At 64.1% G+C, this 23,454-nt stretch carries 22 protein-coding genes; 16 read left to right on the top strand and 6 right to left on the bottom strand.

The genetic code is table 11. The features are described 5' to 3' along the window. The first annotated feature begins 49 nt into the window (after positions 1-49). The 7 genes from E8E78_RS05815 (at position 50) to E8E78_RS05785 (ending at position 8,254) form a co-directional block, all read left to right on the top strand. A complete protein-coding gene (locus tag E8E78_RS05815) occupies positions 50-1,849 on the top strand; it encodes an extracellular solute-binding protein (protein WP_049276719.1) in 1,800 nt (599 codons plus the stop codon). Continuing rightward, positions 1,846-2,904, top strand: coding sequence for a microcin C ABC transporter permease YejB (locus E8E78_RS05810; RefSeq protein WP_280313380.1), 1,059 nt, complete (start codon positions 1,846-1,848; stop codon positions 2,902-2,904). The genes E8E78_RS05815 and E8E78_RS05810 overlap by 4 nt, the downstream gene beginning before the upstream one ends. Then, the gene (locus tag E8E78_RS05805) at positions 2,904-3,920 is read left to right on the top strand and encodes an ABC transporter permease (protein ID WP_061204091.1); all 1,017 of its coding nucleotides are present in this window, start codon (positions 2,904-2,906) and stop codon (positions 3,918-3,920) included. Before E8E78_RS05810 ends, E8E78_RS05805 begins: the two co-directional genes overlap by 1 nt. A gap of 98 nt (positions 3,921-4,018) precedes the next feature. Next, the gene (gene hbdH, locus E8E78_RS05800; protein ID WP_049276722.1) at positions 4,019-4,789 is read left to right on the top strand and encodes a 3-hydroxybutyrate dehydrogenase; all 771 of its coding nucleotides are present in this window, start codon (positions 4,019-4,021) and stop codon (positions 4,787-4,789) included. A gap of 55 nt (positions 4,790-4,844) precedes the next feature. Continuing rightward, on the top strand, positions 4,845-5,324 hold the full coding sequence (gene eco / locus E8E78_RS05795) for a serine protease inhibitor ecotin (RefSeq protein ID WP_016499500.1): 480 nt from the start codon (positions 4,845-4,847) through the stop codon (positions 5,322-5,324). 100 nt (positions 5,325-5,424) lie between these two features. Continuing rightward, complete coding sequence (locus E8E78_RS05790; protein ID WP_016499499.1) at positions 5,425-5,700, top strand: peptidylprolyl isomerase; 276 nt, start codon at positions 5,425-5,427, stop codon at positions 5,698-5,700. A gap of 133 nt (positions 5,701-5,833) precedes the next feature. Beyond that, positions 5,834-8,254 (top strand): autotransporter outer membrane beta-barrel domain-containing protein, encoded by a 2,421-nt coding sequence (locus tag E8E78_RS05785; RefSeq protein ID WP_280313376.1) that lies wholly within the window; start codon positions 5,834-5,836, stop codon positions 8,252-8,254. Here E8E78_RS05785 and E8E78_RS05780 read toward each other — a convergent pair. Next, on the bottom strand, positions 8,251-8,874 hold the full coding sequence (locus E8E78_RS05780) for a LysE family translocator (protein ID WP_059395344.1): 624 nt from the start codon (positions 8,872-8,874) through the stop codon (positions 8,251-8,253). The genes E8E78_RS05785 and E8E78_RS05780 overlap by 4 nt on opposite strands. A gap of 131 nt (positions 8,875-9,005) precedes the next feature. On the opposite strand from E8E78_RS05780, the gene E8E78_RS05775 reads away from it, so the two are divergent. After that, complete coding sequence (locus E8E78_RS05775; protein ID WP_059395345.1) at positions 9,006-9,824, top strand: AraC family transcriptional regulator; 819 nt, start codon at positions 9,006-9,008, stop codon at positions 9,822-9,824. 198 nt (positions 9,825-10,022) lie between these two features. After that, positions 10,023-10,637 (top strand): LysE family translocator, encoded by a 615-nt coding sequence (locus E8E78_RS05770; protein WP_049276030.1) that lies wholly within the window; start codon positions 10,023-10,025, stop codon positions 10,635-10,637. Here E8E78_RS05770 and E8E78_RS05765 read toward each other — a convergent pair. Then, a complete protein-coding gene (locus E8E78_RS05765) occupies positions 10,585-11,316 on the bottom strand; it encodes a metallophosphoesterase (protein ID WP_084967054.1) in 732 nt (243 codons plus the stop codon). The genes E8E78_RS05770 and E8E78_RS05765 overlap by 53 nt on opposite strands. A gap of 75 nt (positions 11,317-11,391) precedes the next feature. Here E8E78_RS05765 and E8E78_RS05760 point away from each other — a divergent pair, with 75 nt between their 5' ends. The 3 genes from E8E78_RS05760 to E8E78_RS05750 all read left to right on the top strand — a co-directional run bounded on the left by E8E78_RS05760 (position 11,392) and on the right by E8E78_RS05750 (position 12,966). Next, positions 11,392-11,907, top strand: a complete 516-nt coding sequence (locus E8E78_RS05760; protein ID WP_059395346.1) for a DUF3016 domain-containing protein — start codon at positions 11,392-11,394, stop codon at positions 11,905-11,907. Between the two features lie 76 nt (positions 11,908-11,983). Then, positions 11,984-12,727, top strand: coding sequence for a carbon-nitrogen hydrolase family protein (locus E8E78_RS05755; protein ID WP_016499491.1), 744 nt, complete (start codon positions 11,984-11,986; stop codon positions 12,725-12,727). Next, positions 12,724-12,966, top strand: coding sequence for a hypothetical protein (locus E8E78_RS05750; protein ID WP_016499490.1), 243 nt, complete (start codon positions 12,724-12,726; stop codon positions 12,964-12,966). Before E8E78_RS05755 ends, E8E78_RS05750 begins: the two co-directional genes overlap by 4 nt. Before the next feature lie 3 nt (positions 12,967-12,969). Here the strand turns inward: E8E78_RS05750 and E8E78_RS05745 are convergent, their stop codons facing one another. Both E8E78_RS05745 and E8E78_RS05740 read right to left on the bottom strand, forming a co-directional pair. Further along, on the bottom strand, positions 12,970-13,470 hold the full coding sequence (locus tag E8E78_RS05745) for a methylated-DNA--[protein]-cysteine S-methyltransferase (RefSeq protein WP_016499489.1): 501 nt from the start codon (positions 13,468-13,470) through the stop codon (positions 12,970-12,972). A 72-nt stretch (positions 13,471-13,542) separates the two neighbouring features. Further along, entirely contained in the window at positions 13,543-14,343 is an 801-nt protein-coding gene (locus E8E78_RS05740) for a hypothetical protein (RefSeq protein WP_059395348.1), read from the bottom strand. 369 nt (positions 14,344-14,712) lie between these two features. On the opposite strand from E8E78_RS05740, the gene E8E78_RS05735 reads away from it, so the two are divergent. Next, positions 14,713-14,919 (top strand): hypothetical protein, encoded by a 207-nt coding sequence (locus E8E78_RS05735; protein ID WP_049277645.1) that lies wholly within the window; start codon positions 14,713-14,715, stop codon positions 14,917-14,919. Positions 14,920-15,011: 92 nt separating this feature from the next. On the opposite strand, the gene ilvA is transcribed toward E8E78_RS05735, so the two are convergent. Then, positions 15,012-16,571, bottom strand: coding sequence for a threonine ammonia-lyase, biosynthetic (gene ilvA, locus E8E78_RS05730; RefSeq protein ID WP_080889223.1), 1,560 nt, complete (start codon positions 16,569-16,571; stop codon positions 15,012-15,014). A 180-nt stretch (positions 16,572-16,751) separates the two neighbouring features. After that, entirely contained in the window at positions 16,752-17,183 is a 432-nt protein-coding gene (locus tag E8E78_RS05725; RefSeq protein ID WP_016499485.1) for a PACE efflux transporter, read from the bottom strand. A gap of 192 nt (positions 17,184-17,375) precedes the next feature. Between E8E78_RS05725 and nrfB the strand changes: the two genes are divergently transcribed. Genes nrfB through E8E78_RS05710 form a run of 3 tightly spaced genes read left to right on the top strand, consistent with a single transcriptional unit; the run spans position 17,376 to position 23,391 of the window. Then, the gene (gene nrfB / locus E8E78_RS05720) at positions 17,376-19,550 is read left to right on the top strand and encodes a cyclic di-3',5'-guanylate-activated glycosyltransferase NrfB (protein ID WP_049277643.1); all 2,175 of its coding nucleotides are present in this window, start codon (positions 17,376-17,378) and stop codon (positions 19,548-19,550) included. Beyond that, positions 19,547-22,552, top strand: coding sequence for a phage receptor (locus tag E8E78_RS05715; protein WP_084967048.1), 3,006 nt, complete (start codon positions 19,547-19,549; stop codon positions 22,550-22,552). Before nrfB ends, E8E78_RS05715 begins: the two co-directional genes overlap by 4 nt. Continuing rightward, positions 22,552-23,391 carry a DUF4434 family protein gene (locus E8E78_RS05710; protein ID WP_049275472.1) on the top strand — a complete coding sequence of 280 codons (840 nt, stop codon included), beginning with the start codon at positions 22,552-22,554 and terminating at the stop codon, positions 23,389-23,391. Before E8E78_RS05715 ends, E8E78_RS05710 begins: the two co-directional genes overlap by 1 nt. Positions 23,392-23,454 lie beyond the last annotated feature (63 nt).

The raw sequence follows: 23,454 nt of genomic DNA, 5'->3' as shown, positions 1-23,454 counted from the left end.
GCGGGTAAACCCGCTCCCACAAGTACTGTGGGGGCTTGTATTTTCGTGCATGGGCTTTACCGTCCAGGCCGCTCCCAGCCACGCCCTCACCGTCTACGACGAAGCCCCCCGCTACACCCCCGACTTCCAGCATTTCGACTACGTAAACCCCGACGCCCCCAAGGGCGGCATCCTGCGCCGCTCGGCCATCGAGATCGGCCAGTTCGACCATATCCTGCCGTATATCGACAAGGGCATCGGTGTCAGCGAGGTCGACGGCCTGCTATACGCGCCACTGGCGGTCCGCTCGTTCGATGAACCCTACACCGTCTATGGCCTGATCGCCCGAAACATGGAGCGTGGCCCGGACGATGCCTGGCTGCGTTTCGAGATAGATCCGCGTGCCACCTTCGCCGATGGCAAACCCGTTCGCGCCGAGGACGTACGGTTTACCTTCGAGCTGTTGATGAGCAAGGGCAGCCTTAAATACCGCACCCAGTTCGCCGACGTGACCGGCGTCACCGTGGAAGGCCCGCAGCACGTGCGCTTCGACTTCAAGCCCGACCACGGCCGCACCCTGGCGCTGGACCTCGCCAGCCTGCCGGTGCTGCCCGAACATGACTGGCAGCAGCGCGACTTCGCCAATGGTGCCGGCTTCGACAAGCTGGTCGGCAGCGGGCCGTACCGCATCGGGCGCATCGACAACGGCCGCAGCATCACCTTCGAGCGCAACCCGACCTGGTGGGCGCGCAACCTGCCGGCCAGCCGTGGCCGCTACAATTTCGACCAGCTGCGCATCGAGTACTTCGGCGACACCGAAGTGGCGCGGCAGGTGCTCAAAGGCGGTGGCTACGACTATAACCGCGAGTTCTCCGCCACCGCCTACACCCTGGGCTACAACGGCGAGCAACTGGACGACGGCCGCCTGCAACGCGCCCACCTGGGCCCGGCCAAACCGCAGGTTGCCCAGGGTTTCGTGTTCAACCTCGACCAGCCGCAGTTCAAGGACCGCCGCGTGCGCCAGGCGCTGGGCATGCTGTGGGACTACGAGTGGAGCAACCGGCAGATGATGCGCAACCTGTACATCCGCCAGCAGAGCGTGTTCTCCAACACCCCGCTGGCAGCCCGCAAGCTGCCGGATGCCGGCGAACTCAAGCTGCTCGATCCGCTGCGTGGCAAAGTACCGGACGAAGTCTTCACCACCGTATTTACCGCACCGGTCACCGATGGTTCGGGGATTATCCGCAAGCAGCAGTTGCAGGCCCTGGCGCTGCTCGAACAAGCCGGCTGGCACCCCGAAGGTGACCGCCTGGTGAACAGCCAGGGCACGCCGCTGGCATTCACCTTCCTCAATGGCCAGTCCGGCCTGGAGCGCCTGCTGCTGCCGTGGAAACGCAACCTGGCACAGATCGGCGTCACCTTGAACATTCGCAATGTCGATTCAGCCCAGTACGTCAACCGCCTGATGGCACGCGACTACGACATGATCGTCACCGGCTACCCGGTCACCCTGTCGCCCGGTGCCGAGCTGTACAACTATTTTGGCTCGGCAGCCGCCCACGACCCCGGCTCGAACAACCTGATGGTGTTGCAGGACCCGGCCGTGGACCACCTGATCGACGGCCTGGTGCGCGCCGACACCCAGGCCGACATGCTGCAGCACGCCCATGCCCTGGACCGGGTGCTGCAATGGAACTATTACTGGATCCCCAACTATTACCCGCCGGGCAGCTCCACCGCCTGGTGGAACCGCTTCGGCCTGCCCAAGGTCCAGGCCGCCTATGACGAAGGCCTGGACACCTGGTGGGAAGTAAGCCCCACCCCGCTGACCAACGCGCAAATGGCCGAACGCCGGAAGGCCACGCCATGACCACCTACATCCTGCGCCGCCTGTTGTTGATCATCCCGACGCTGCTGGCGATCCTGCTGGTGAATTTCGCCATCGTCCAGGCCGCCCCGGGTGGCCCGGTGGAACAGGCCGTTGCGCGGCTGCAAGGCCTGGGTGGCGGCGCACCCGGCGCCCGGGCGGAAGTGGTGCACAGCGAGTCGCGGGCCACCCGCGGCCTGGACCCGAAACTGATCGAAGAGATCAAGCGCCAGTACGGCTTTGACAAGTCCGCCCCCGAACGCCTGTGGTTGATGCTCGGCCAGTATGCCCGCCTGGACTTTGGCAGCAGCTTTTTCCGTGGTGCCAAAGTCACCGACCTGATCCTCGACAAGTTACCGGTCACCCTGTCGCTGGGCTTCTGGGCCACGCTGATCACCTACCTGGTATCGATCCCGCTGGGTATCCGCAAGGCGGTGCGCCACGGCAGCCGTTTCGATGCCTGGAGCAGCGCGCTGATCGTGATCGGCTACGCCCTGCCCTCGTTCCTGTTCGCCTTGCTGCTGATCGTGCTGTTCGCCGGCGGCACCTCGCTCAACTGGTTCCCGGTACGCGGCCTGGTCTCGGAAAACTTCGACGAACTCAGCCTGGTGGGCAAGGTGGCCGACTACTTCTGGCACCTAGTGCTGCCGGTCGGGGCCTTGGTGATCGGCGGTTTCGCAACCCTTACGTTGCTGACCAAGAACGCCTTCCTGGACGAGATTTCCCGCCAGTACGTAGTCACCGCCCGCGCCAAGGGCCTGAGTGAGCGCCGGGTGCTGTACGGCCACGTCCTGCGCAATGCCATGCTGCTGGTGGTGGCCGGGTTACCGCAGGCACTGATCACGGTGTTCTTCGCCGGGTCGTTGCTGATCGAGGTGATCTTCTCGCTCGATGGCCTCGGCCGCCTGAGTTACGAGGCCGCCGTGTCGCGGGATTACCCGATGGTGTTCGGCACCCTGTTCATCTTCACCCTGGCGGGCCTGTTGATCCGCCTGATCGGTGACCTGTCGTACACCCTGCTCGACCCGCGTATCGACTTCGACACGAGGGCGCACTGATGCTTTCGCCCGTCTCGCGCCGCCGCCTGCAACGCTTTCGCCGCAACCGCCTGGGCTGGGTCTCGCTGTGGCTGTTCGCCGGCCTGCTGCTGTTGTGCCTGTGCGCAGAGCTGGTGGCCAACGACAAGCCGCTGCTGTTGGGCTACAAAGGCGACCTGTATGTGCCGGCGCTCAAGCGCTATAGCGAGCAGGAATTCGGCGGCCAACTGCCATTCCAGCCCGACTATCGCAGTGCCTATGTACGGCAATTGATCACAGGCCAGGGCGGCTGGATGCTGTTCGCGCCCATCCCGTTCAGTGCCGATACGCCCAACTACGACCTGCTGGTACCCACCCCCAGCCCGCCCAGTGCGAGCAACTGGCTAGGCACCGACGACCAGGGCCGCGACGTGCTGGCTCGGGTGTTGTATGGCACCCGGGTATCACTGCTGTTTGCCTTTGCACTGACCGTGGTCAGCGTGTTTATCGGCGTGGTGGCCGGCGCGTTGCAGGGCTACCACGGCGGCTGGGTCGACCTGCTCGGCCAACGCCTGCTGGAGGTGTGGTCGGGGTTGCCGGTGCTGTACCTGCTGATCATCCTCAGCGGTTTTGTGGAGCCGGATTTCTGGTGGCTGCTGGGAATCATGGCGCTGTTCTCCTGGCTTGCCCTGGTCGATGTGGTGCGCGCCGAGTTCCTGCGTGGGCGCAACCTGGAGTACGTGAAAGCCGCTCGCGCGCTGGGGTTACCGGACAGCCAGGTGATGCTGCGGCATATCTTGCCCAATGCCATGAACGCCACGCTGACCTATGTACCGTTCATGCTGACCGGGGCAATCACCACCCTGACTGCACTCGATTTTCTCGGTTTCGGCATGCCGGCCGGAAGTGCCTCGCTGGGTGAGCTGGTGACCCAGGGCAAGCAACATCTGGAAGCGCCGTGGCTGGGCTTTACGGCGTTTTTTGCGCTGGCGGTGATCTTGTCGTTGCTGGTGTTTATCGGCGATGCCTTGCGCGAAGCCTTCGACCCCAGAGGATGAGTTATCAGGCCCGTCCTCTTCGCGGGTAAACCCGCTCCCACAGGACCTCCACAGACGCTGAATCTTCGGACCTGCCTTTACTTGACAAGGAGCTTTGCATGACCCTCACAGGCAAGACTGCACTCGTCACCGGTTCCACCAGCGGCATCGGCCTGGGTATCGCCCAGGTACTGGCCCGCGCTGGCGCCAATATCGTGCTCAACGGCTTTGGCGACCCGGCACCGGCCATAGCCGACATCGCCCGCCATGGCGTGAGGGTGGTTCACCACCCGGCCGACCTGTCGGACGTGGCCCAGATTGAAGCGCTGTTCGCCCTGGCCGAACGCCAATTCGGTGGCGTCGACATCCTGGTCAACAACGCCGGCATCCAGCATGTAGCGCCGGTGGAGCAGTTCCCGGTGGAAAGCTGGGACAAGATCATTGCCCTGAACCTGTCAGCCGTGTTCCATGGCACGCGCCTGGCCCTGCCGGGCATGCGCACGCGCAACTGGGGGCGCATCATCAACATTGCCTCGGTGCATGGCCTGGTCGGCTCGACCGGCAAGGCGGCCTACGTTGCAGCCAAGCATGGTGTGGTCGGCCTGACCAAGGTGGTAGGCCTGGAAACCGCGACCAGCAATGTCACCTGCAACGCCATCTGCCCCGGCTGGGTGCTGACCCCGCTGGTGCAAAAGCAGATCGACGATCGTGCTGCCAACGGTGGCGATCCGCTGCAAGCACAGCATGATCTGCTGGCCGAAAAGCAACCGTCGCTCGCGTTTGTCACCCCCGAGCACCTGGGTGAACTGGTACTATTCCTGTGCAGCGAGGCCGCAAGCCAGGTTCGCGGCGCCGCCTGGAACGTCGATGGTGGCTGGTTGGCCCAGTGACGGGCAGCCTGGGCCTGGCGGCGGGTTCGCATTCGTTTATCTGCAAGGAGGCCCTATGCGCCCTACCCCGATGACCGCAATTCTGGCCCTCACCCTGGCTGCCGCCACGCCTGTGATGGCGGCCAGCCTGAAGGACGTCGCGCCTTACCCCGAAGCGGAAAAAGGCTTTACCCGGCAGGTTATCCACCTGCCGGCACAGGCCGATGAATCGGCCTACAAACTGGAAATCCTCGCCGGCAAGACCTTGCAGGTCGACTGCAATCGCCAGCGCCTGGGCGGCAGCCTGGAAGAACGCACCCTGGAAGGCTGGGGCTACAACTACTACCGCCTGGACAAAGTCAGCGGCCCGGCCAGCACCCTGATGGCCTGCCCGGATGGCAAGAAGACCAAGGCCTTCGTACCAGTGATCGGTGACGGCTTCCTGTTGCGCTACAACAGCAAGCTGCCGGTGGTGGTGTATGTGCCCAAGGATGTCGAGGTGCGCTACCGCATCTGGTCGGCGTCGCAGGACGTGCAAAAGGCTAAAGTCGAATAACTACCGCAGCCCCTGCAGGAGCGGCCTTGTGCCGCTCCTGCAAGGCAAATCTATCAGGCATAATGCGCCCCTTTTTTCGCGCCCGAAGCACAGGTACCTCATGAAAGCCCAAGCCCGCCACATCCTGGTCAAGACCGCTGACGAAGCCGAAAAGCTCAAACAGCGCATCGCCAACGGTGAGGCTTTCGACGTGCTCGCCAAAAAGTTTTCTATCTGCCCTTCGGGCAAGCGCGGCGGCGACCTGGGCGAAGTCCGCCCGGGCCAGATGGTCGGCGCTATCGACCAGGTAATTTTCAAAAAACCTTTGCGTGTGGTGCACGGGCCGATCAAGAGCAAGTTCGGCTACCACCTGGTGCAAACGTTCTACCGCGATTGATGGCAGCGGGCCACCTGACATTTTTGCCAGTTGTCCCGTCACCCAACATTACATACAACTCCGGCAGGGCCGAAGCCGTCCTGCTGGCGTCGCTTCAGGTAGTGGACCCTTGAATGGACCCGGAGACCTGCCTATGCGATGCCCCCGCTTGCTGCTGCCCTTCCCCCTGCTGGCACTGCCATTACTGGCTCACTCCCAATCCCTGACGGTTACCCCCGGTGAGACCCTTGGCGCCCTCGTGCAAACCGATGCCGCTGATGAGTTCACCCTCAGCGGCGCAACGGTCCAGTCATTGCAACAAGGCAATGGCCAAGACACCTTCACCATGTCTGGCGGCACGCTAGGGTCATTGAACCAAGGCGGTGACATGGACACGTTCACCATGACCGGCGGCACCATCACAGGCGCTTTTGAAGATGGAGACACGGCGTGGTTCAAAGGCGGCAGCATTGGCCGAATCGATCTCAAGCTCGCTGACAACTTCCTCGAGATTTCCCAAGGGCTCGGTGTCGAAACCGTTGTTGTTGGCAACGTGGTCAGCGGGCTTGGCAACGACACGATCATCATGACGGGCGGCACCGTCGGCGGTGATATCAGTACCAGTAGCGGCGTTGACAAGATAACCATCAGCGGCGGCACGCTCAAAGGCGAAATACGCACTGGCAACGGCAAGGATGAATTTACCTGGACGGGTGGCCAGATCGGTAAGCGGGTCATCATGGAGAATGACGATGACACCGCCATCGTCCGCGCCCTCGACCTGGGCAACTCTGCCGTTATCCTGGACGGCGGTACCGGCACGGACACACTGACATTCGAGCAGAGTCAGGTCGGCCAAGGTGCGTCGTACATGAACTGGGAGTCCATCAACCTCCAGCAAGGCAGCCGGCTCACCCTCAACGACACCCTTACACTGGGAGACCTGGGCAGCGATCAGCCACGCGTGATCCCGGCCACTGGGACCGGGACCCTGCAAATCGATGCAAGCAGCGCGCTGAACAGCCGTCAGGGCAGCATCGTCAGCATCCCGAGTGACAGCAAGGTATCGGTAGTCAACGCCGGCACCATCGACCTGAGTCGTGGCAACGACGCTCAAGGCCGCCTGACCGTTCAGGGCGATTACACCGGTAACAACGGCACCCTGCGCCTGAATAGCGTGCTGGCAGGCGATGGCGCTGCCTCCGACCGCCTGGTGGTCAGCCGTGGCGCCATTAGCGGCTCCACGCAATTGCTCGTCAACAACCTCAATGGCGCGGGTGCAGCAACTGCACAGAACGGCATCCAGGTTGTCGAAGCCCGTGACGGCGCCACCAGCACGGCCACAGCATTCGTGCAGACGCAAACGCTATCGGTGGGTGCCTATGACTACCGGTTGTTCAAAGGTGGTGTAACCGCTGGTAGCGAAAACAGCTGGTACCTGCGCTCGACGCTGGTCGCGGCACCCGCTCCAGCACCTGTACCCGGGCCCGAACAACCAACACAACCTTCACAGCCGGGCGAGCCACCTTTGATAGCACCGGCCCAGACGCCACCTGTTGCCGCACCGGCACCTGGCCAGGTCGACCTGCCCGCCCCCGTGCAAGGCGAAAGCCTGCCGCTTTATCGCCCGGAAGTCCCGGTTTACGCTGCCGTTCCAAGAGGCGCTGCGATCATCGCCCGCCAGGCCTTGGGCACCTTCCATCAACGCCAGGGTGACCAACAGTTGCTCAAAGGCGAAGGCGCCCTGCCTGCCAGTTGGGGGCAGGCTTACGGCGGCACGCTGCGTCAGCAATGGAGCGGTACGGTCAGCCCGAGCCTGGATGGCGACCTATACGGTTTCAAGGTGGGCCAGGACCTGTATGCCAAGGTCCACGACAACGGTTACCGCCAGCATGTCGGCTTCTACGTCAGCCATAGCCGCCTGGACGCCGACGTCAAAGGTTTCGCCCTGGCCGTGAAAGACCGCAGCGTGGGTGACCTGAAACTCGATGGCGACAGCGTCGGCACATACTGGACGCTGGTCGGGCCGCAAGGCGCGTACCTGGATGCAGTGTTGCAGTACACCCGCCTTGATGGGCGAGCCCGCTCGGACCGCGGCGACAAGCTGGACATCGACGGCCACGCCTGGACGGCGTCGCTGGAGTCCGGGTACCCCATTGCCCTGTCCGAGCGCTGGAGGCTGGAGCCGCAAGCCCAGCTGATCGCACAAAAAGTTTCGCTCGACAGCGCAAGCGATAGCATTTCGCGCATCAGCCATGACGCCCAGGTCGAGCTGACGGGTCGCTTGGGTGTGCGCCTGGAAGGTGCGTTCACGGGAAGCAGCGGGCGCCTGCTGCAGCCCTATGCGCAGGTTAACCTGTGGCACGGCGACGGTGGCCGCGACACCTTGACCTTCGATGGTGTCGACAAGATCAAGACCGACTACCGCTACACCTCGGTACAACTGGAAAGCGGCGTGGTGGCGCAGGTCAGCGAAGCGCTGAGCCTGCATGGCGGCGTGCAGTACACCGCCAACCTGGACAGCCGCCAGCAGGAAGCCAGCGGCGTCAACCTGGGGGTGCGCTGGCAGTTCTAGCGGCGCGCCGCCAGCAAGCCGAGGCCAGCGCAGCCCAGCAGGGAGGCGCTGACCCGGTTGAACACGCGGCGCGGGCCAGGCTGGCTGAACCAGCGCTGCATGTAGGCACCCAGGCCTGCATAGAGGGCAATGGCCGCCCATTCCAACAGCAGGAACAGCACGCCCAACCACAGAAACTGCTCGCTCACCGGGGTGGCGCTGCCGACTGTAACGAACTGCGGCAGGAACGCGGTGAAGATCAGGATGGCCTTGGGGTTGCCGGCCGCCACCCAGAACTCCTGGCGCGTCAGGCGCCAGGTGCCACGCGGGTGGTCCGCTGCCACCACTGCCTCGCCTACCGGTGCATGCCACAGTTGCCAGGCGATGTAGAACAGGTAGGCCGCACCCACTACCTTGATGGCCAGGAACAGGTATTCACTGGTATGCAGCACCACGGCCAGGCCCATGGCCGCCAGGGCGATCATGCCGCTGAAGGCGACGATGCGACCACCCCCGGCCACGCAGGCCGTGCGCAGGCCATAGCGGCTGGCGTTGTGCAGCGACAGCAGGTTGTTCGGCCCCGGCGCCATGTTCAGGGCAAAGCAGGCAGGGATGAAAAGCAGCAGGCTTGAAAGGTCCATTGTTGTTTTCCTTTGGCAACAGGCGTCTATTTCGGCCTCTGCCGGGCCTTGCGGTCAAGTTACAGCCAGCGATAAAAACTGTATGGGTACGCGGCACCTGTTACGCTGCCGGCGAAATAGAGGACCTTGTGATGCCCCGCTCCCACGCCGCGCTGTGGCGCGACCCGGCACTCCCGCATGTGGAGAGCCGCCGCGCCTGTCATAGCCGGGCCTGTTACAAGGCCCACAGTCACCCAACGTTTTCCATCGGTGCAGTGGATGCCGGCCACAGCCATTTCAGCGGCGCCGCGAATGGGCAGGAACGCCTGACACCCGGTACGCTGGTGTTGGTGCCAGCCCACCGCGTACATGCCTGCAACCCCGAGCCCGGGCAAGCCTGGAGCTACCAGATGCTGCATGTGGACGCCGACTGGCTGGCACAAGTGCGCCTGGAATCGGGGCTGGGCGGCGCCGGGCCCGGCGCACCGGCGCGTATCTGCCGGGCGCCGGCGGTGTATGGGCAGTTCTGCGAGCTGAACAGGTTGCTGTTCTCCAGCGCCAGCAACCGTGAGAAAGATGCGGCGCTGATTGCCTTTGTGGGTGACCTGGACTTTTCCGCACAGCCCCCTCTGACGGCAGCCCCCGCCTTGGGGGCGACTGCGTTGAGCGGGTTGATCGCGCGCCTCGAAGGGCAAGACCCCGCGCAACTGTGCCTGGAGGTGCTGGCCCGCGAAGCCGGCCTTGGGCGCTACCAGCTGATCCGCGCGTTCCGCACCGCCACTGGCTTGACCCCGCATGCCTATGTGCTCAATGCCCGGATCAATCGCGGGCGGCAGTTGTTGGGTGAAGGGCTGGCGTTGGCGGAGGTGGCCTACCGCCTCGGGTTCGCCGACCAAAGCCATTTCCAGCGGGTATTCAAGGCCCATGTGGGCGTGACGCCAGGGCAGTATCGGGATGTGCGCAGCCCTTGAGATCCTGGGGGCGCTCTGCGCCCCGATCGCGACGCAAGGCCGCTCCCACATTGAACGGCATACGCAGTACCTGTGGGAGCGGCCTTGTGTCGCGATAGGGCTGCGCAGCAGCCCCAAGGCACTACCACGCAATATTCTTCAATACGCCTGACAAGCCCGGCAGCAGACTGCGGCTTTTCCCGCAGAGCCTCGCCGCCCATGCAACAGTTCCTGATCATCGCCCTCGCCCACTTCCTCGCCCTGCTCTCACCTGGCCCGGACTTCTTCCTGGTCGCACGCAGCTCGATCAACAGCGGCTGGCGCACCGCCAGCGGCGCCTGCATGGGCATTGCCCTGGCCAATGGCGCGTTCATCGCCATCGCCTTCACCGGCCTGTCGGTGTTGCAGGAAGGCAGCCTGCTGTTTACGTCCCTGCAACTGGCCGGCGCCAGCTACCTGCTGTACATCGGCGTGCTGTTCCTGCGCCATGCCGGGCAAACCAGCCTGCGCTCAGTCACTGACAACCAGCGGGTTCAAGGCTGGTGGCACAATCTGGGCATGGGCTTCTTGTCCGGCATCCTCAACCCCAAAAACGCGCTGTTCTATGCCAGCCTTGCCAGTATGGTAGCCAGCGCCAGCACCGGCTGGAAATCGGCCTACGCCGTGTGGATGTTCAGCATCGTCCTGCTCTGGGACCTGCTGGTGGCCGTGGCCATCGGTAACCAGCGGGTACTGCGGCGTTTCGCTCGCAGCCTGCCGTGGCTGGAGCGGGCCTCAGGGCTCATGTTGGTGATATTGGCTGCGGCGCTGGTGCTGCATCTGGCCCGGGGCTGACCAGTTGCAAGGTGCGCATGTCCATCAAGGTAAAGTGGCCACTCGCCCACCCCCCCGTGTCCAGGTGCCAGACATTACCCAGCAGCTTTGCCTCCAGCACCGGCGTGTGCCCGACCAGCAAAGCACGCAGGCCCTGCACCGGTTGGGTATCGCCTTCCTTCAGGCGCCGGCGCGACCACTGGCATACCTCGCGTACCTTCGAGTCGTGATCCAGCTCCAGCTCCAGCCATGAACGCAGCACTGCCCAATCAGCAAACGGGCTGTCTGCATGCAGCAACCCGACCAGGCCGGCCGCGCTTTCCACTTCGATGGCAATCGGTAACTGCTCGAAGCGCTCCGCGAAGCGCAATTGTGCGGCCCGCGGCAGGTCCAGGAACCAGCTGCCGCCCGCTGCGCGGTACATGTCCAGGTCAAGCCGCCCCCCACGCACGCGAGTGATTGCCAGCGCCTCATGGTTACCTTGCACCGCATGGAACCAAGGCTGCGCGAGCCACTCCAGCACGGCCTCGCTGTGCGGCCCCCGGTCGACCAGGTCACCCACACTGAACAGGCGGTCTACCGCGGGGTCGAACCCCACCGCTTCAAGGCACTGTTCCAGGCGCTGGAAGTGACCATGGATATCGCCCACCGCCAGGTCACGCCCCCGGATATTGGCGAGCAACCGCCGAAACCGTCCCATTACAATCTTCCTCTGCAGGTGCTGCCATGGCGGGCGTAAAATGGAAACACCCCCAATCTACCCCGGAGGTGCATCATGCGTACCGCCCTCGTGTGTGCCGTGCTCATGGCGCTATCACTGAACAGCATGGCACAAGGCTCCCCGGCCGCGCAGGTCGAGGTGCGTTTCGACCACCCGGAACAATTCCGCGACGCCAGCCTGGACAGCCACGGTTATGAGCGTGGCGCCGACGCCTATGTGATGAAATCCCTTACCCAGTACCTGCAAAAGCTCGGTCAGCGTTACCTGCAACCGGGCCAGCAGCTGGTCATCGATATCCGCGACATCGACCTGGCCGGGCGCTTCGAGCCCTGGCACAGCCAGGCCTACGATGTGCGTTTCATGCGCGAGATCACCTGGCCGAGCATCGACCTCACCTACACCCTCAGCCAGCCGGGCAAACCCGCCCAGCAGGCCGAGGAGCGGGTCAGCGACAAGATGTACCTCAGCCGCCCCGGCCGGGTCGCCAGCAGCAGCGACCGCCTGTATGCCGAGAAGGCCATGCTCGACGACTGGTTCCGCCAGCGCTTCGCGACGCACCCGGCAACCTGAAAAAGCCTTCACTGGTACAGGCGTTGGTGCCGATAGTATGCTCGAGCCTTCAACCTGTACCAGGGAAGGGTATTTCATGAAACTGTGCGCCGTACAACTGGCGTCGCTCAAGGGCGATTTGCCAGGCAACCTCCAGCGTCATCTGGCCTGCATCGAGCAGGCCGCGGCCCTTGGCGCGGCGCTGGTGGTGTTCCCCGAACTCTCGCTGACCGGCTATGAGCCAAGCCTTGCGCGCCAGGCCGCCTTGCCGGTCAGCTCCGAGCGACTGGGCCCGCTGCAGGCAGCCTGTGACCGCCTGGGTATCACCGTGGCCGTTGGCCTGCCGTTGCCGACACCCGACGGTATTCGCATTGGCATGCCTATCTTCAGCCCCGGGGCACCGCGCCAGGCCTATGCCAAACGGCGCCTGCATGATGACGAGCTGCCCTACTTCACCCCTGGCGATCAGGCACTGCTGCTGCAAGTAGGCGATCATCGGGTGGCACCGGCGATCTGCTACGAATCGATGTTCATGGCCCACGCGGCCGCCGCCCGCGAGCACGGCGCCGACCTGTATCTGGTCAGCGTGGCGAAAACCGCCAAGGGCATCCGCGAGGGATACGCACATTACCCGGAGGTGGCACGTGAACTGGGCATGCCGATACTGATGGCCAACTGCGTGGGGCCAGCCGACACCTTCATCGGTGCGGGCGGTTCGGCAGCGTGGGACAGCCAGGGGCGCTTGCTGGCCAGCCTGGACGACCACAGTGAAGGGCTGATCATGCTGGACACTGGCAACGCCAGCGCAATGGCCCTGCCTTTGGACCCACACCCGGCATGATCTATCTGTTTCTGGCGTTGCTGAGTTACACCTGCACCTACTACCTGGTCGGCTTGCTGATCCAGGGCCAGCTTGCCGATGTGGCCGAGGGTTTGCGCCATCGGCCCGATGCACCGACACCGGGCGAGTACCTGCGTGCGGTCAAGGCCCATGCACGTCGGGCCCATCGGCAGTACACCCTGATGGCTGGCTCGGCGCTGGCGTTGCTGGCCTGCCTGGTCGCCAGCTGGTTCAGCTGACGCCTACAGGTCCAGCGCGAGGCTTTGCCGGCCCTCCAGCGCCAGCAAGTACTGCTTGGCCGCCAGGCCACCGGCAAAGCCGGTCAGGCTGCCCGAAGCGCCGATCACGCGGTGGCACGGGGCGATGATCGAGATCGGGTTGCGGCCATTGGCGGCGCCTACCGCCCGCACCGCGCTGGGGTTGCCGATCTGCCGGGCGATGTCGCCGTAGCTGCGGGTTTCACCGAAGGGTATCGCCAGCAGCGCGGCCCACACCTGGCGCTGGAACTCGGTACCGGCGAAATCCAGCGCCAGCTCGAAGCGCTGGCGTTTGCCCGCAAAATATTCGCCAAGCTGCCGCGCGGTGTCCAGTAGCACCGGGCACTGGTCGTCACGGTGCAAGGCACCGAGGCGCACGCGGTTTTCCCGCTCCTCTTCCCACAGTACGGCTGCCAGGCACTGGCCCCGGGCAACCAGGGTCAGGGTGCCGACGGGCGAATGCATGAAGGTGAATGCGCTGGACATGAGCGGGTTCCTGCCTGTTTGCGTTCGGCGTACTGTACGCATCCACAGCCCTGCACGCACCCGCTTTCTTGCTCAGGTAATTGCACAACCGGCAATCCGGCGCGCTTCCCTGAGGTTGACCCTGGGGATCAGCTCGGCTGGAATCCGCGAGATCGACGACAGGTTGTAAACGTGGAAGTGCTCGTTCACGACCTCCCTGGCCATCAGCGTCAACGACGGCAGGATACGGCTGTCCCAATGCTGGTCGAGCCCACACGGCGAACACTGTCCCTGGCCGTTCTCGTAGAAGCGGCTGACGCTCTGATCCAGGTCCACCCCCACCAGCAACACTTCTTCGAAGCCCAGGTGATAGGCCAACTGCAAGGCCACGTACGCCACTGTGCGGGCGTCGAAGAAACCCTGCGCCAAGTCTTTGCTGAAGGCAATCGAGCGGCTGCGTTTGCTCCACAGGGTGCGGTTGCACACGCAGCTGTCACCATGGCCACGCAACCCGTCCAGCAGGCCCGGCGTATCCGCTTTATGCAAGGCATAGCACTCGGTGCCTACCGGCACATCGGCACCCGCATACTGCTCGGGCCACAGCGCCAGGCGCTCGCTGTCGCGCAAGGCAGTGGCAAACAAGGCCGGCTGTTGCTGGCTGAAGCTTTTGTCGGTGCACACGTAGAAGAAAGGCTGAATGCCATGTTCGGCGGTCATCGCAACCGAACCGTTCATGGTGATGATGGGCAAATGGGCGAATTCGCCCAGCGGAAAATGCTTGGCAGAGGCACCAGAGGCAAGGATCACCACAGGGCCCTGTTGGGTGTTGCGACACGCCTCGAAACTGGAGAACGCCCCGCGTTCAGCACCTGGCTGCGACGGAAGTGTGTTCATCAATGGCATCTTTAACTGGACAGTACAAGCCACAATAACCAGCCGTGTATGGGCCGTGGCCGCTTTTACCTAACTTTACCCACCTGAACATAATCGACCGCCATGTCCCTGACTGGCGGGGTTCTGAAGCGCTGCACAGCGCTCAGACGGTGCATGTTCAATGCCGTCTGGTTCGACTTAGGCCATCTCAGCAGACCACTTGGCCCAAGGGTTGTTCCCCCCACTTTGGATCAGGAATACCGATTACCACTCTGGAGGCGACAGACGGGCCGCCGCCATTTCATCAAACGCGGCTTTATTCATGAGCCTGCTTGATGCTTATCACGGGTGAGACTAATACTAAAGTCTCTGCCTGGGGAGGCACGAAACATGCAAACCAGATTCGTTATCGTTCCTGCGGTGCCGATAGAAAAGGAGTCGTTCCGCGTGGGTAGCCGCTACTACGCCACTACCGTGTGTGGAGGGTTCGACATTTACGACAACCATGCGAAAGAGCGGCTCAAGCCGAGCTACCCGAGCCGGACGGATGCGCAGGTGCAGTGCGAGGAATTGAACAAGCGAAGTGAACTGGGGTGATCGTGGGAGCTCGACGTACAGGCGCCCGTGCGATCCCTGCAGGCGCAACCAGGGGCCGCACAGCGGCCCCCGGTGTCTACTCAAATTAACTGTCAGCCCAGGAACAGCTGGTACGCCGGGTTGTCAGTCTCATCCCAATACCGATACCCCATCTCGTCCAGCGCCAACGGCAAGCCTGCCAACTCATCCCCCGGCACCTCCAGCGCGGCAAACACCCGCGCCTCCGCCGCGCCGTGGTTGCGGTAATGGAACAGGCTGATGTTCCAGCGTTTGCCCAACCGTTCCAGGAAGCCCAGCAACGCCCCTGGGCGCTCGGGAAACTCGAAGCGCAGCACCCGCTCATCAGCGCCCGGCGCTGCATGGCCGCCCACGGTATGGCGCACATGCAGTTTGGCCAGCTCGTTGTCGGTCAGGTCCAGCACGCTGTAACCCTGCTCACGAAGGTTGGCCAACAGCTGATCACGCGGGTCGTGCACCGGGTGAGTCTGCACCCCGACGAACAGGCGCGCTTCCTTGCCTGGGTAGTAGCGGTAGTTGAATTCGGTGATCTGCCGCTTGCCCAGCGCCTGGCAGAAGGCGCGGAAGCTACCTGGCTGCTCGGGGATGGTCACGGCGATGATCGCCTCGCGCTGCTCGCCCAGCTCGGCCCGCTCGGCCACATGGCGCAGGCGGTCGAAGTTCACGTTCGCCCCGGAGTCAATGGCCACCAAGGTCTGGCCTTGCACGCCCTCGCGTGCCACGTACTTCTTGATCCCGGCTACGGCCAGGGCACCAGAAGGCTCGGTGATCGACCGGGTGTCGTCGTAGATGTCCTTGATCGCAGCGCACAACTCGTCACTGCTGACGGTTACCACTTCGTCGACAAAATGCCGGCACAGCTCGAAGCAATGAGCGCCGATCTGCGCCACCGCTACACCGTCGGCGAAGGTGCCGACCTGCGGCAGGATCACCCGCTCGCCGGCGGCCATGGCGGCCTGCAGGCAGTTGGAGTCCTCCGGCTCGACGCCAATCACCTTCACCTCGGGGCGCAGGTACTTCACGTAGGCAGCGATACCGGCGATCAGCCCGCCACCGCCCACCGGTACGAAAATGGCGTCCAGCGCGCCCGGGCGCTGGCGCAGGATCTCCATGGCCACGGTGCCCTGCCCGGCGATCACGTCCGGGTCATCGAACGGCGGCACAAAGGTGGCGCCTTCGCTGTCGGCCAGCGTCAGGGCATGGGCCAGGGCGTGCGGGAAGCTCTCACCGTGCAGCACCACATGCCCGCCGCGCGACCGCACCCCCTCCACTTTGAGTGACGGCGTGGTAGTCGGCATGACGATGGTGGCCTTCATACCCAGGTGCGACGCCGCCAGGGCCACGCCCTGGGCATGGTTGCCCGCCGAGGCGGTGATTACCCCACGCTCGCGCTGCACAGCACTCAGCCGTGACAAACGGGTGTAGGCGCCGCGGATCTTGAACGAGAAGGTAGGTTGCAGGTCCTCGCGCTTGAGCAGCACCTGGTTACCCAGGCTGGCAGACAGTGCAGGCGCGGCTTGCAGCGGCGTTTCGATGGCCAGGTCGTACACCGGCGCGGCCAGAATGCGCCGCACCTGCTCCGACAGCAGTTGCTGGGGGGTGACGGTAGGACGAGGGACGCTGAAGCTGGTCATCGATGACTCCTTGGCTTTTTTATGTTGCCCAGGAGTCAGAGAGAAAAAACCCGCCTCCAGGGCGGGTTCGGTGCACGTACGCGCTAGCCCGCCAAGCTGATAATGGCGGTAATAATAATGGCGTTCACATGCGGGAATGTATTCATGGGGTAGGAACTTAGCCGTTAGTGCGGCACAAAGTCAACACTTGGCTTGCTGCGCCGAAAGCGGCACATCGAACACCTTGTCGAAGCCCCACTGGAAGGCAAAGGCGTAGACAAAGAAGAACACGAACAACGCCAGGTTGGTCAGCAGCGCCGCCCACAGGCTCACATCCAGCCAGTACGCCACCAGTGGCAGCAGGATCACCACCAATCCGCCCTCGAAGCCCAAGGCGTGCAGCAAGCGCCGCATGAATGTGCGCTCACGCTGGCGCTGGCGCGCTTCCCAGCGTTCGAACACCCAGTTGTAGCCCATGTTCCAGCTCATCGCGATGCCTGACATCAGCACCGACAACACCGTCGACTGCGCCATGCCGGCACCGAACGCCAGCTCCAGCGCGGGCGCCACGCAGGCGACCGCGATGGCTTCATAAAGAATGGCCTGGACGATCTTGCGGGCCTTGCCTTGCATGTTCAGCTCCCTGAATGAACGACCTGTAAAGCTACAAGATGTAGCCCACAAGAAAAAGCCCCAAATTTGGACAACAGCGCATAGGGCTGCTTGTATCTATCCCGTACAAAAGTGACATCCCGTACAACTTCGTCGAGGGAAGCGAGGGAGGATAAAGACGATGGCCCACTCTGCCATGCCGGTGCCTGCCATATGAGCCTGGCATTCATCGATTTTCTCACCTACGTGCTGTTCGGCCTGAAGATCCTGGCCATCATCCTTGCCTCGCTGATGTTCCTGCTGGGCCTGGACGACCTGTTCATCGACCTGTGCTACTGGGTCCGCAAGTTGATCCGGCGCTTTCGCGTGTATGACAAGTACGAAAAGGCTGACGAAAAGCGCCTGTACGAAGTACCGGAAAAGCCCCTTGCCATCATGGTCCCGGCCTGGAACGAAGTGGGTGTGGTCGGTGAAATGGCGCGCCTGGCGGCCTCCACCATCGACTACGAGAACTACCAGATTTTCGTCGGCACCTACCCCAACGACCCGCAAACCCAGGCCGACGTCGACGCGGTGTGCCTGCACTACCCCAACGTGCACAAGGTGGTGTGCGCACGCCCTGGGCCCACCAGCAAGGCCGACTGCCTGAACAACATCATCGACGCCCTGCTGCGCTTCCAGCAGGACGCCGGCATCGAATTCGCCGGTTTCATCCTGCATGACGCCGAAGACGTGATCTCGCCCATGGAGCTGCGCCTGTTCAACTACCTGCTGCCGAACAAGGACATGATCCAGATCCCGGTCTACCCCTACGCACCGGAATGGAAAGGTTTTACCGCCGGCCACTATGTCGACGAGTTTGCCGAAAACCACGGCAAGGACGTCATCGTCCGCGAAGCGCTGACCGGCCAGGTGCCCAGCGCCGGTGTCGGTACCTGCTTCAGCCGCCGCGCCATCAGTGCGCTGCTGGAGGACGGCGACGGCATTGCCTTCGACGTGCAAAGCCTCACCGAAGACTACGACATTGGCTTTCGTCTGAAGCAAAAGGGCATGAAGTGCATTTTCGCCCGTTATTCCATCACCGACCCGGCGCTCACCCTGAAGCAGGAGTGGCGCCCGGGCATGAGCCGGGAATTCTCTCAGGTGATCTGCGTGCGCGAGCACTTCCCGCGTGACTGGCAGCATGCCATCCGGCAGAAGTCGCGGTGGATCGTCGGCATCGTGTTCCAGGGCACCAGCAACCTCGGCTGGAGCCGTAAGGGCGCACTCAACTACTTCCTCTGGCGCGACCGCCGTGGGCTGTTCGCCTACCTGCTGAGCTTTTTGGTCAACATGTTGCTGCTGGTGTTGCTGGCCATGTGGCTGGTCACGGTGATTGCGCCGGACTCGTGGCGCTTCATGTCGATCCTTAGCGACAGCTGGCTGCTGTCTACCCTGCTGTGGCTGAACGGGCTGATGCTGTTCAATCGCCTGTTCCAGCGCGGCTGGTTCGTCACCCGTTTCTACGGCATCGGCGAAGGCCTGCTGTCGGCACCGCGGATGATGTGGAGCAACTTCGTCAACTTCTTCGCCAACCTGCGTGCCCTGCGCCAAGTGATGGAAATGGGCGACTCACGGCGCGTGGCCTGGGACAAGACCACCCATGAATTCCCCGCCATCGCAGCCCCTGCCCGCACGCCGCTGGGCCAGCGCCTGGTGGCCAAAGGGCTGATCAGTGACGAGCAGCTGCAACAGGCAATCACCAGCCCGGTACGCCGGCGTTTGGGCCGCGAACTGCTGCTGCGGGGCTGGGTGAACAGCGAACAACTGGTGGCCACCCTGGCCGAGCAGCTGGACCTGCCCTGGGCGCCGCTTAACCCGTTCAAGATCGACCCGCAACTGATTGCCACACTGCCACGCAAACTGGCGACGCACTATGGCGTGCTGCCCGTTGCCGAAGACGGCGACACGCTGATCCTTGCCAGCGAAAGCCCGGTCAGCCAAGTGTCGCTGGGGGTGATCAGCCGCTACCTGAAACGCCCGGTCCACGTGCGACTGGCGCCGCAGGGCCGGGTAACCCTGGGCCTGCGCTACCACTACCCAAGCCCTTGGCAGAAGCCGGAAACCCGCGACATGCTGGCCATTCTGGAGCGCCATCAGGACGATGAAGCGCTGCTGGAGCGTGTCAGCCACCACCAGATCATGCTCGGTACGCTGTTGCAGGTGCGCGGCATGGTCCCGGTCACCCTGTTCAACCAGGCGCTGATCGACTTCGACCCCGAGCACCAGAGCCTGGGCGAGCACCTGATCGCCCGCGGCATCATCACCGAACAGGTGTTGCAGCAGGCGCTTGACGAACAGGCCATCGAGCAGCAGGCCGCCCTTGATCTGACCCGGGAGGTGGCATGAAGCCGCGCTTTTCCCTCACTTTCACTGGCCTGTTGCTGTGCTGCGCCGCGCTGCCTGTCGACGCCTCGGCACCGATGACCGACTTCCAGCGGTTCACCAGCTTCCCGTTCATGGACCGCGGCTATCGTGAGGCCAAGAAAGACAACTGGGCCGAGGTCGAGCGCCTGACCCGTCACGTGCTGGGCCGGGTGCCGAACAACGACGAGGCCCGCGCACTGCTGGTAGAAGCCCTGGCCCATCAACGCCGCTACAAGGAAGCCGAAGCGCTGGCCGCACAGCTCGACGGCAGCCCCGAATACGCCGACGCCCTGCTCGAACTGCGCCTGACCTGGATCGAACAGGACCCACCGCCGGCCAGCCAGGTGGAACAATGGCTGGCTGCCAGTGAGGGCAATCAACGCGTGCGCCTGTGGCAGGCCTACAGCCTGAGCCTGGCCAAATTCGGTGGCGCGGGCAAGGCGCTGGACTGGCTCAGCCAGTTGCCGCCCAGGGATGATGGCCAGGTATTGCGCCTGGTCCGGGCCAACTTCGCCGAACAACTGCGCAACTGGAAGGAAACCATCGAGCAACTGCAGCCGCTCGCCGACAAGGGCCAGTTGCCCGCCGAAGACTGGCAACGCCTGGCCAATGCCTATGTCCAGCAGGTGGATGAAAAAGGGTTGAACAAACTGCTGCCCAGCGCGCCCTCTCCTCAAGCAGCTGACCAGGCGCGCCTGGCCATGGCCAACCGCGCCATTGCCATGGGCCACAACCAGCAAGCCCAGCGCTGGCTGCAGTCGCTGCCGCCAGATCAACTGAATCAGCCCGACCAGCGCCAGCAGCTGTGGGAGCTGGCCCGCGAAGGTGATGATGCGGCACTGGTGCGCCGCCTGAGCAACGACCTGCAACGCCCCTGCCTGGACACCGTCGACTGGCTGTCACGCCATGACCCGGACCTGGCCCGCGAACAGTTCAAAGGCTGCACACCCACTACCGACACGCGCGCCTACGCCGTGCTCAAGCAACGCCTGTATGGTGACCCGCCGCAACCCCCACAACCGCGCACAGCCAGAGAATGGGAAAACCGCTACCGGCAAAGTGGCGACCTGGCCGCGTTGGAGCAAGCTACGTTCCTGCTGGTGGAACAGGGCCAGACCGGTCACGCCCGGCAACTGCTGGAACAGGCCTACGAGCGCCGTCAGGGCCGCCTCAGCCCATCGCTGTTGCAGCGCCTGGGCAACCTGTATGCCCGCAACGATGGGCCTCTGGACAGCCACCGCATGCTCGGCCTGATCCCGCGGGTCGATGCCAATACCCGTGCCCAGTTGCTCGGCCGCCTGGCCGAGGCCGGCCAGTGCGACGCCGTTCGCCAGGCGGTGCCGTCCACCCCCCGCGAGCCCGGCCAGTACCGCGCCCTGGGCCGCTGCGCCATGCCCGACCAACCCGGTGAAGCGGTGGTCTACTACCAGGCCGCCGAGCGCCTGGGCGACGCCGGCAACCGCCTGGCGTTGGCCTATGCACTTGAAGCGGCCGGCGACTCCGAAGCCGCGCTGCCTATCTGGCACAGCCTGCCGGACAGCGCCTGGACCGACAACGCCCGCCTCACGGCCGCCGGTGGCGCGCTGAACGCAGGCGACGCTGACGCGGCCCGGCGCTATTGGGACGCTGCCGCACACCACAGCGCCGATGACTGGGCACTGGGCGCAGCCATTGCCCAGCGCCAGGGCAATTACCAGGCGGCCTTGGGTTTCCAGCGCCATGCCTTGGCAAGCAACCCCCGGGCCGACCACTACTACGCCGCGGCCAGCACCGCGCAACTGGCCGGCGACAGCGCCCAGAGCATGGCCTGGCTCGCCGAAGCCGTGCGCCTGGCCCCCGATCAGCCGCGTTACCGGGCCGACTACGGCATGCGCCTGGCCGGCTCGACAGACAGGGCCCAGCGCCGCCAGTCGATCCCCTACCTGGAGCGTGCCACGCATGACTTCCCCGAGGATTACCGCCTCGGCGAAACCCTGGCCTTGCGCTACGACGAAGCCGAAGACAGTGCCTCGGCACGCCGCGAGCTGCGCCGCATCCTCGATGTGGAGCAGAACCTGGTCGACGGTGACGACGAATACGGCAGCCTGGAAGCCCGCAAATACCGCCAGCGCCGAGCCCACGAAAGCTTGTCACGGCGTGACACCATCACCCTGGCCAGCACCTGGTCACCCGCCGGCACCTCGACCAACGACAAGTTCCTCGACAACGGCCAGCGCAGCGGCAGCTCACGCCGTGCCCAATCGCAGAACGTGCAGTTGGCCATGTGGGACCATGCCCTGGGCGAAGAACCCAGCCGCAACGGCAGCACCCTGTCGGTGTACGGCCGGGTACTGTTCGGTGGCCAGAGCCGCACCGACTATGCGCAGAGCATGGGTACCGGGGTCGGCCTGCGCTACAAGCCGCTCGGCCAGGCCAACCTCAACCTGTACGCCGAGCTGTACCACCAGCGGCAGATCGACGAAGCGCACTACCGCGGCCTGAGCCTTGGCCAGCTGCTGAGCCCGGCCAAGGTCGGTGGCAACTGGGGCGATCTGCGCCACCATGCCGAATCGAGCAACGACCTGCTGTTGCGCGCCACCGCCTCGGTCCTCGACCAGGGCGACTGGCGCAATGACTGGCGGGTGGATGAAGACGACTGGAACGAGCGCTTCCTCTACCTAGACGCGGCCTGGTGGACCCGCGCCGGCGATCACGCCTGGCTGTCGCGCTACCAGCAAGGCCATGCCTGGAAAATTCCCGGCAGTACCCCGCAAACCCTCATGCCCTATGGCTTTTTCGAGTTTTCCAGCCAGGACCCGAGCAACGACTGGCGCCAGGACGCCCGGGCCGGGGTTGGCGTGCGCTGGCAATGGTGGTTCGATGACGACCGCTACAACGCCTACCGCGGCTCGCTGAAAGTGCGTGCCGAGTACCAGCAGTCGCTGGGCGGCAATCTTTATGAGCGCGCCAACGGCGTGCTGGTCGGTGCGGAGATGACCTTCTGATGCGTACGTTCCTCGCCGTCTGCCTGCTTGCCCTGTGCCTGCCCGCCACGGCCGACCAGCGCCTGTTCTACCAACCGCTCAACCGCGACGCCAATGTCACTCCCGCCCAGTGGCAACAGCTGTGGCATGCCACCGTGGCCCAGGGGGGCAAGGCCCTGATCGTGCAATGGAGCGCCTATGGTGACAGCGACTTCGGCGGCGCCCAGGGCTGGCTGGCCAACAGCCTGCGCAGCGCACGTGCCCAAGGCCTGCAGGTGGTGCTGGGGCTGTACATGGACCCGGCCTACTACCAGCGTGTGGATGAACTGGACGGCGAAGGCCTGAGCAGCTATTGGAAAGCGCAACTGGGGCGCTCCCTCACCCAGTACCAGCAACTGCGCCAGGCCTGGCAGTTGTCGGTGGAGGGCTGGTACCTGCCCATGGAGCTGGACGACCAGCACTTTCGCGACCCCGCGCGGCGCGAAGCGCTGTTCAGCCAGTTACAGGCCTTCAACCGCCAACTGGACAAGCCTCTGCACATCAGTGCCTTCAGCGCAGGCAAGCTGTCGCCTCGGGTCAACGCCGCCTGGCTGGATCAACTGGCAGGCCTGGGCTTGACTGTGTGGTGGCAGGATGGCGCCGGCACCGGGCGATTGCCGCCGTTGGTGCGCCAGGGTTACGAACAGGCCTTACCGTGCCGAATAGGCGTGGTGCGCGAGGCGTTCCGCCAGGTGAGCGCACCTGGGCAGGTATTCAGGGCTGAGCCTACGGAGCCGAAGCTGGTTGGTGGGTGCCATCTCGAGGCGGTGTTTGACTTGCGCTACCGGCCCTGGGCCCGGGGTGTTTTGCCACAGAATTGAGTCGCCAGGGCTGGCCCTTTCGCAGCACGCTCCTGCAGATAGCACGCCTCCTGTAGGAGCAGC

The sequence above is a fragment of the Pseudomonas sp. BN505 genome (assembly GCF_029873175.1).
GTDB classification, from domain to species: Bacteria; Pseudomonadota; Gammaproteobacteria; order Pseudomonadales; family Pseudomonadaceae; genus Aquipseudomonas; species Aquipseudomonas putida.
Note: the sequence above shows the minus strand (reverse complement) of the source record. Positions and strands in the feature narration are given on the sequence as shown.

Excerpts from the sequence above, each read along its gene's own strand:
- E8E78_RS05765 (WP_084967054.1), bottom strand. The coding sequence starts at position 11,316 with ATGGGACGGTTTCGGCGGTTGCTCGCCAATATCCGGGGGCGTGACCTG.
- E8E78_RS05810 (WP_280313380.1), top strand. The coding sequence starts at position 1,846 with ATGACCACCTACATCCTGCGCCGCCTGTTGTTGATCATCCCGACGCTG.
- ilvA (WP_080889223.1), bottom strand. The coding sequence starts at position 16,571 with ATGACCAGCTTCAGCGTCCCTCGTCCTACCGTCACCCCCCAGCAACTG.
- E8E78_RS05785 (WP_280313376.1), top strand. The coding sequence starts at position 5,834 with ATGCGATGCCCCCGCTTGCTGCTGCCCTTCCCCCTGCTGGCACTGCCA.
- E8E78_RS05805 (WP_061204091.1), top strand. The coding sequence starts at position 2,904 with ATGCTTTCGCCCGTCTCGCGCCGCCGCCTGCAACGCTTTCGCCGCAAC.
- hbdH (WP_049276722.1), top strand. The coding sequence starts at position 4,019 with ATGACCCTCACAGGCAAGACTGCACTCGTCACCGGTTCCACCAGCGGC.
- E8E78_RS05755 (WP_016499491.1), top strand. The coding sequence starts at position 11,984 with ATGAAACTGTGCGCCGTACAACTGGCGTCGCTCAAGGGCGATTTGCCA.
- E8E78_RS05745 (WP_016499489.1), bottom strand. The coding sequence starts at position 13,470 with ATGTCCAGCGCATTCACCTTCATGCATTCGCCCGTCGGCACCCTGACC.
- nrfB (WP_049277643.1), top strand. The coding sequence starts at position 17,376 with ATGAGCCTGGCATTCATCGATTTTCTCACCTACGTGCTGTTCGGCCTG.
- E8E78_RS05715 (WP_084967048.1), top strand. The coding sequence starts at position 19,547 with ATGAAGCCGCGCTTTTCCCTCACTTTCACTGGCCTGTTGCTGTGCTGC.
- E8E78_RS05725 (WP_016499485.1), bottom strand. The coding sequence starts at position 17,183 with ATGCAAGGCAAGGCCCGCAAGATCGTCCAGGCCATTCTTTATGAAGCC.
- E8E78_RS05780 (WP_059395344.1), bottom strand. The coding sequence starts at position 8,874 with ATGGACCTTTCAAGCCTGCTGCTTTTCATCCCTGCCTGCTTTGCCCTG.
- E8E78_RS05790 (WP_016499499.1), top strand. The coding sequence starts at position 5,425 with ATGAAAGCCCAAGCCCGCCACATCCTGGTCAAGACCGCTGACGAAGCC.
- E8E78_RS05710 (WP_049275472.1), top strand. The coding sequence starts at position 22,552 with ATGCGTACGTTCCTCGCCGTCTGCCTGCTTGCCCTGTGCCTGCCCGCC.
- E8E78_RS05770 (WP_049276030.1), top strand. The coding sequence starts at position 10,023 with ATGCAACAGTTCCTGATCATCGCCCTCGCCCACTTCCTCGCCCTGCTC.
- E8E78_RS05735 (WP_049277645.1), top strand. The coding sequence starts at position 14,713 with ATGCAAACCAGATTCGTTATCGTTCCTGCGGTGCCGATAGAAAAGGAG.
- eco (WP_016499500.1), top strand. The coding sequence starts at position 4,845 with ATGCGCCCTACCCCGATGACCGCAATTCTGGCCCTCACCCTGGCTGCC.
- E8E78_RS05760 (WP_059395346.1), top strand. The coding sequence starts at position 11,392 with ATGCGTACCGCCCTCGTGTGTGCCGTGCTCATGGCGCTATCACTGAAC.
- E8E78_RS05750 (WP_016499490.1), top strand. The coding sequence starts at position 12,724 with ATGATCTATCTGTTTCTGGCGTTGCTGAGTTACACCTGCACCTACTAC.
- E8E78_RS05740 (WP_059395348.1), bottom strand. The coding sequence starts at position 14,343 with ATGAACACACTTCCGTCGCAGCCAGGTGCTGAACGCGGGGCGTTCTCC.
- E8E78_RS05815 (WP_049276719.1), top strand. The coding sequence starts at position 50 with ATGGGCTTTACCGTCCAGGCCGCTCCCAGCCACGCCCTCACCGTCTAC.
- E8E78_RS05775 (WP_059395345.1), top strand. The coding sequence starts at position 9,006 with ATGCCCCGCTCCCACGCCGCGCTGTGGCGCGACCCGGCACTCCCGCAT.